Raw genomic sequence first — 6,190 nt, 5'->3', positions numbered from 1 at the left:
GGTCATGGCCGATCGCGAAGCTGCGTCGCGTCGTCGCGCTATCGACATCGAGGTCGAGGCTGCTGCGCAAGCGGCGTCTGCCGTCGCGGCCGAGCGCACCCGTGTCGCTCGGGAGCTCCACGACGTCGTGGCCCATGCGATGAGCGTGATCGTGGTGCAGGCTGGTGCCACGACGTTGGTTGCGGACGAACCCGATCAGGTGAGGCGAGCGCTCGAGACGATTCGCAAGACCGGCGCGGATGCCTTGAACGAGATGCGCCGACTTGTGACCATGCTGCGAGATCCAGAAGATGTTGCTCTCCGCGACCCGCAACCGGGTCTCGGTGGTGTCGAAGCCTTGGTGAACGACGCTCGGGCTCGGGGACTTCCGGTCAGCTTGAGCATGAGCGGAGTGCCGCGAGATCTGCCAGCAGGGCTTGATCTCGCTGCCTATCGGGTGGTGCAGGAAGCCTTGACCAACACCCAGCGACATGCCAGAGATCTGACGTGGGTCAGCGTGTCAGTGGAGTTGTCTGACCACGAGCTGCGGCTCGGAGTGCGCGATGATGGCGCAGCGTCCCGCACCCCACGTGGGTCCGGTCATGGTCTGATCGGCATGCGCGAGCGGGTTGCTCTGTACCAGGGCGAGATGCGGGCGGAGGCCCTGCCCGATCGCGGGTTCGTCGTCGAGGCCGTGCTGCCGCTGGAGCCGGTGTGAGCATCTCGGTGCTGATCGTCGACGATCAAGAGCTGCTCCGTGCGGGATTTCGCATGATCTTGGAGAAGTCGGGAGTCGACGTCGTCGGTGAGGCTGCAGATGGGGCCGAGGCGATCAGCCAGGCGGCCGCCCTGCTGCCCGACGTCGTGCTGATGGACGTGCGCATGCCTCGACTTGACGGCATCGAAGCGACTCGACGCGTGCTTCGGCACCGGCCAGACACCCGCGTGCTCATGCTCACGACGTTTGATCTCGATGAATACGTCTACGATGCCGTGCGCGCTGGTGCCTCGGGATTCGTGCTCAAGGATCTCGCGCCGGCTGATCTCGTCCGTGCCGTTGAGATCGTGGCTGCGGGCGATGCGATGCTTGCTCCGAAGGCGACGCGCCGACTGCTTCACCGCTTTGCGACCGCTCCCAGTCCGACGGCGCACCTGCCCACGGTCACCGATCGCGAAGCGGAGGTCCTCAAGCTCATCGCGTCGGGAAGGTCCAACAAGGAGATCGCGGCGCACCTCTTCTTGAGCGAAGCCACGATCAAGACCTATGTTTCTCGCCTTCTGAACAAGCTGGATCTACGGGATCGGCTGCAGCTGGCCGTGTTCACCTACGAGACGGGGCTCATCCGCCCGGGTGACGTCGGCTCGTTGCGCGACCCTCCTGAGATCAGGTTGTGACAGGACGGATCTCGACCAACACCATGCGGCCGCCGTCGATCTTGAGGTGCCCCATCGTCCCGCGCGGCTGCCGTCGCTTGTCGGTGGGCGAACCGGGATTGAACAGTCGCTGCCCGTTCTCCTCGGTGTCCCACGGGATGTGGGAATGACCGAACACGACGAGGTCGGCGTCGGGGAACTGTGCCCGCATGCGACCGGCCCGTCCCTCTTTCGGCCCGGAGTCGTGAATCATCGCGACGCGAACTCCGTCGAGGTCGAGCTCGAGGGTTTCCGGCGCGCCCCACGCCGCCACGTCGGGTCCGTCGTTGTTGCCCAGCACCACGTGCACCGGGGCGAAGGCAGCCAGCTCGTCCAGCACGCCGGGGGTGCAGACATCACCGGCGTGCAGGATCAGGTCGACGCCGTGCAGCTGTTCGGCTACGGCCGCGGGCATCGACTTCCAGAATCTCGGACCGTGGGTGTCGGACACCACCGCGACGTGCACCTCAGGCGCCGATCACGAGGCCGGTCGCCAGCCCGATCGCGAACGCCAGCTCGGCCAGCCCGGTGTCCCGCAGCACCGGGATGAGTGCCGGGCCCAGCGCGCCTGACGCCACGGTCTGCCGGGCGCGGATGATCCACGGCGTCATGACCAGGCCCAGCAACGCCCACGACGTGAAGGTCGAGGCCCACACGAGTGACAGCACGGCGACGGCGACCAGCACCGTGAAGAATCGGCGCGTGTTCTTCTCACCCAGCAGGACGGCCAGCGTCCGCTTGCCCGAGGCGGTGTCGGTCGGGATGTCGCGCAGGTTGTTGGCGACCAAGATCGCGCAGGCCAGCGCGCCTACCCCCACGCCTCCGGCCAGCGCAGGGCCGGTGATCTCCTCGATCTGCACGTACGCCGTGCCCACGACGGCGACCAGTCCGAAGAAGACGAAGACGCTCACCTCTCCGAGCGCCTTGTAGCCGTACGGGCTGGACCCCCCGGTGTAGGTCCAGGCGGCGGCGATGGCCGCGGCGCCGACCAGCAGCAGCCACCAGGTGGTGGTGGCGGCCAGCACCGCACCGAGAGCGCCACCGAGTCCCAGGAACGCGAAGGCAGCCAGCTTGACCTGGCCGGCGGGCACCAGGCCCGAGCCGACCAGCCGCAGCGGCCCCACCCGGTTGTCGTCCGTGCCCTGGATGCCGTCGGAGTAGTCGTTGGCGTAGTTGACCCCGATCTGCAACGCCAGTGAGACGCCGAGGGCGAGCAGCGCCTTCCATCCCACGACCGCGTCGGCGTGGGCGGCTGCTCCCGTGCCAGCGACGACGGGCGCAATGGCGGCCGGCAGGGTCCGCGGACGGGCCCCCGCGATCCACAGACGGACGGGACTGGGGGCGGGCTGAGTCACCTACCTAGTCTGTCACCGCCACCTACGTCAATGTAGTGTTGACGCCGTGAGCAGCTCACCGAATGACCCACCAGACCCGGAGTTCAGTGACGTGGTGGCCCGCGCGATCGCTCACCTCGACTCCGGGCTCGAGAAGCGTCTGGGCGACGATCCCCAGGCTCACCTGGACCTCGTCGTCCTCACCCGCAGAGCCCACGATGAAGTGGGCAACCTGCTCGGCGCCGCGGTCACGGCTGCCCGAGCCGCGGGCTGGAGCTGGGAGGCCATCGGGTCGTCGCTCGACATGTCGCGTCAGGCCGCGCAGCAACGCTTCGGGCGTCTCTCGGAGCCCGCGCCTGAGGCCACCGAGGGTCGCCGCTTGGTGGGGCTCACGGCGATGGGCGAGATGGACACGCTGGCGGACTGGGGTCGGCGCGGATGGCACTCGGTCGGTTTCGGCCCGATGTTCCATGACGTCGTGAAGTCCGACGTGCAGTGGGACCACTGCCGCGCCGTCGTGGGCAGTCGCGCGGCGCGTGGCCTGGAGCGCAACGGCTGGGAGCGCATCGGCACGATGTGGTTTCCGTGGATCTACTTCAAGCGCTCGACGGATCGTCCGGCCGAGAGCGGGGAGTGACCGCCTCGTTGCGACCTGTCGCCGGGTCGCCTCTCCAGGTGCTGGACCTGCTGCGGCCGTGGGTGCGCGACGGGGGCGATCCCCTCGTGGTGCGTACGTCGGGCAGCACCGGGGCGCCCAAGGATGTGGTGCTGTCGCATCGGGCCGTGCTCGCCTCTGCGCGTGCCAGTCTGGACCGTCTCGGAGGCGCCGGTGGATGGTTGTCGGCCATGCCGGTCACGGGCGTCGGGGGTCTGCAGGTGCTCGTGCGCTCGGTGCTGGCCGACCTCGAGCCCGTCTTCGCCGATGATCATCACGATCTTGCCTCCTCCGTTGGCGCGATGGTCGGGTCGCGACGCTATGCCTCGCTGGTGCCCACGCAGCTGCATCGGCTGCTGCGCGACGACGCTGCCAAACCGCTGGCCCGGCTCGACGCCGTGCTGGTCGGCGGAGCCTCCGTGCCATCGGATCTGATGGCCGCAGCACGCAAGGCTGGCGTGACGGTGGTGCGCACGTACGGCATGTCAGAAACCTGCGGCGGCTGCGTGTACGACGGCGTGCCGCTCGACGGAGTCCGCATGCGCCTCGACGAGCGAGGCCAGGTGCAGATCGCGGGGGACGTGCTCTTCGACGGCTACGTCGATGCTGACCGCACCGCCGCGGTGCTGCATGACGGGTGGTTCTCGACCGCGGATCTGGGGGACATCGATGGCGACGGGCGATTGCGCATCACGGGGCGCGCCGACGAGGTGGTGCTGAGCGGCGGCGTCAATGTCTCGTTGCCGGCCGTCACCCAGGCTCTGCGCGACATCAACGAGGTTGGCGACGCGGTGGCGCTGGGAGTTCCCGACGCCGAGTGGGGCAGCAGGGTGGTGGCCTTCGTCGTGCCGACCGACGCGGTGTGCCTCGACGCACTGCGACTCGACGTGCTCCGCGACGAAGTCGAGTCCGCCGGTCTGCCGCGCACCTGGGCACCGCGCGAGGTGGTCCTGCTCGACGTCCTCCCGCTGCTACCCGGCGGGAAGGTGGATCGTCAGCTGCTGATCGAGCGGGTCACACGAGCGCGTTGATCGCGTCGTCGATCGAAGAGCTGCCGCCGACCAGAACCCACTGCTGGCCGATCGTGCGCGGATCGTCGAGCACGGCCGCGAGGACGGCGGCGACATCGGCTCGAGGCACCTCGCCCCGATCGACGCTCGGGCCGATCTCCACCCGACCCGTGCCGGGGTCGTCGGTGAGCGCGCCGGGTCGGATGATCGTCCAGTCGAGGTCGCTGTTGCGCAGCGCTGCGTCGGCGTCGCGCTTGGCCTCGACGTAGGCCTTCCAGACGTCGTCGACATCGTCCGGCAGGTCGTCGTCGACTCCGATGGACGAGACCTGGACGAACCGCTTGACCCCGGCCAATCCCGCACCGGCGATCGACTTCAACGAGCCGCCAAGGTCGACGGTGCGCTTGCGTTCGATGTCGCCGTCCGCGCCGCCACCGGCAGCGAACACCACGGCATCCGCGCCGTCGAAGATCTCACCGAATCTCTCGCCGCCCTCTGCCTCGATGTCGAGCAGCGCCGTCTCGGCGCCCATCGCCTCGAGCTCGGCGCTCTGCTCAGGCTTGCGGATCAGGGCCACGGGCTGATGCCCGGCAGCGACGAGCTCGGTGATGAGCAGCTGGGCGATCTGTCCGTGGCCTCCCACGATGGCGATTCGAGTCATCTGTCCACCGTAGTCACGCGCGTCGACGTCCGCAGGTCAGTAGGGTCGGCACCGTGCAGTTCCGGACGTTTGCCATCGACATGCCCACGCGGTTTCGCGGCATCTCCCGTCGCGAGGGCATGGTGGTGCACGGTCCGGCCGGATGGGCCGAGTTCAGCCCTTTCCTCGACTACGACGCAGCCCAGTGCGTGCCGTGGCTGGCCGCCGCGCTCGACTCGGCAGAACGAGTGTGGCCGGCGCCGGTTCGCCAGCAGGTCGCGGTCAACTGCACGGTGCCTGCCGTGGGCCCGGATCAGGCGGCCGACATCGTGAACCGCAGCGGGTGCGCAACGGCGAAGGTCAAGGTGGCCGAGCCGGGGCAGAGCCTGTCGGAGGACCTCGACCGGGTGGCGGCCGTGCGCGACGCCCTCGGGCCTGGCGGGCAGCTGCGGATCGACGCCAATGGCGGATGGGACGTCGACACCGCCACCAGCGCCATCGCTGCGCTGAACCGTGCGGCTCGCGGTGTGGAGTACGTCGAGCAACCGTGCGCGTCGGTCGAGGATCTTGCGCTGGTGCGGCGAAGGGTGCAGGTGCCGATCGCGGCCGACGAATCCATCCGACATGCGGAGGATCCCCTGCGCGTCAAGACACTCGAGGCCGCAGACATCGCCGTCCTCAAGGTGCAGCCGCTCGGTGGCGTGCGCGTCTGTCTCGACATCGCCGAGCAGATCGGTCTTCCCGTGGTGGTGAGCAGCGCCGTTGACACGTCGATCGGTCTGGCCGCCGGCCTCGCGCTGGCCGCCGCACTGCCAGAGCTGCCCCACGCCTGCGGGCTGGCCACCACGTCGCTGCTGTCCGGCGACGTCGTGGCCTCGCCCCTGGTGCCGGTGGACGGCATGCTGCCGGCCGGTCGGCAGATCGTGGACGAGTTCGCCTTCGCGGCGGTCGCAGCAGATGATGAGACCGACGAGCGATGGCAGCGGCGCCTCGCGGCCGTCTGGGAGGCATGCCGATGACCCGCCAGACGCAGGCCTCGGTGGAGACGGCGCGCCATCTTGTGGAACAGCTGCTCGGACACCAGGTGACCGATGCGGTGCTGGCTCCGGGATCGCGGTCTGGTCCACTCGCCCTCGCGCTGGCCGCAGCCGATCGACAG

8 protein-coding genes are annotated in these 6,190 nt (G+C 69.0%); 5 read left to right on the top strand and 3 right to left on the bottom strand.

The genetic code is table 11. From position 1 onward, the window contains the following. Window positions 1–697 (top strand): sensor histidine kinase (locus tag WB508_RS00175; protein WP_423842844.1); only part of this gene is annotated, 697 nt, incomplete at its 5' end. Beyond that, a complete protein-coding gene (locus tag WB508_RS00170; RefSeq protein ID WP_423842843.1) occupies window positions 694–1,374 on the top strand; it encodes a response regulator transcription factor in 681 nt (226 codons plus the stop codon). The genes WB508_RS00175 and WB508_RS00170, both read left to right, overlap by 4 nt. On the opposite strand, the gene WB508_RS00165 is transcribed toward WB508_RS00170, so the two are convergent. Continuing rightward, window positions 1,364–1,843 carry a metallophosphoesterase family protein gene (locus tag WB508_RS00165; RefSeq protein ID WP_423842842.1) on the bottom strand — a complete coding sequence of 160 codons (480 nt, stop codon included), beginning with the start codon at window positions 1,841–1,843 and terminating at the stop codon, window positions 1,364–1,366. The two genes, WB508_RS00170 and WB508_RS00165, sit on opposite strands and share 11 nt — an antisense overlap. Window positions 1,844–1,859: 16 nt before the next feature. Further along, a complete protein-coding gene (locus WB508_RS00160; RefSeq protein ID WP_423842841.1) occupies window positions 1,860–2,747 on the bottom strand; it encodes a 1,4-dihydroxy-2-naphthoate polyprenyltransferase in 888 nt (295 codons plus the stop codon). A gap of 46 nt (window positions 2,748–2,793) precedes the next feature. Here WB508_RS00160 and WB508_RS00155 point away from each other — a divergent pair, with 46 nt between their 5' ends. Both WB508_RS00155 and WB508_RS00150 read left to right on the top strand, forming a co-directional pair. Continuing rightward, window positions 2,794–3,363 carry a hypothetical protein gene (locus WB508_RS00155; protein WP_423842840.1) on the top strand — a complete coding sequence of 190 codons (570 nt, stop codon included), beginning with the start codon at window positions 2,794–2,796 and terminating at the stop codon, window positions 3,361–3,363. Continuing rightward, the gene (locus tag WB508_RS00150) at window positions 3,312–4,412 is read left to right on the top strand and encodes an AMP-binding protein (RefSeq protein ID WP_423842839.1); all 1,101 of its coding nucleotides are present in this window, start codon (window positions 3,312–3,314) and stop codon (window positions 4,410–4,412) included. The genes WB508_RS00155 and WB508_RS00150 overlap by 52 nt, the downstream gene beginning before the upstream one ends. Here WB508_RS00150 and WB508_RS00145 read toward each other — a convergent pair. Continuing rightward, entirely contained in the window at window positions 4,396–5,052 is a 657-nt protein-coding gene (locus WB508_RS00145) for an NAD(P)H-binding protein (RefSeq protein ID WP_423842838.1), read from the bottom strand. The genes WB508_RS00150 and WB508_RS00145 overlap by 17 nt on opposite strands. A gap of 53 nt (window positions 5,053–5,105) precedes the next feature. Between WB508_RS00145 and WB508_RS00140 the strand changes: the two genes are divergently transcribed. Then, a complete protein-coding gene (locus WB508_RS00140) occupies window positions 5,106–6,050 on the top strand; it encodes an o-succinylbenzoate synthase (RefSeq protein WP_423842837.1) in 945 nt (314 codons plus the stop codon). Window positions 6,051–6,190 lie beyond the last annotated feature (140 nt).

The sequence above is a fragment of the Aeromicrobium sp. genome (genome assembly GCF_049586495.1).
Taxonomy (GTDB): domain Bacteria; phylum Actinomycetota; class Actinomycetes; order Propionibacteriales; family Nocardioidaceae; genus Aeromicrobium.
Note: the sequence above shows the minus strand (reverse complement) of the source record. Positions and strands in the feature narration are given on the sequence as shown.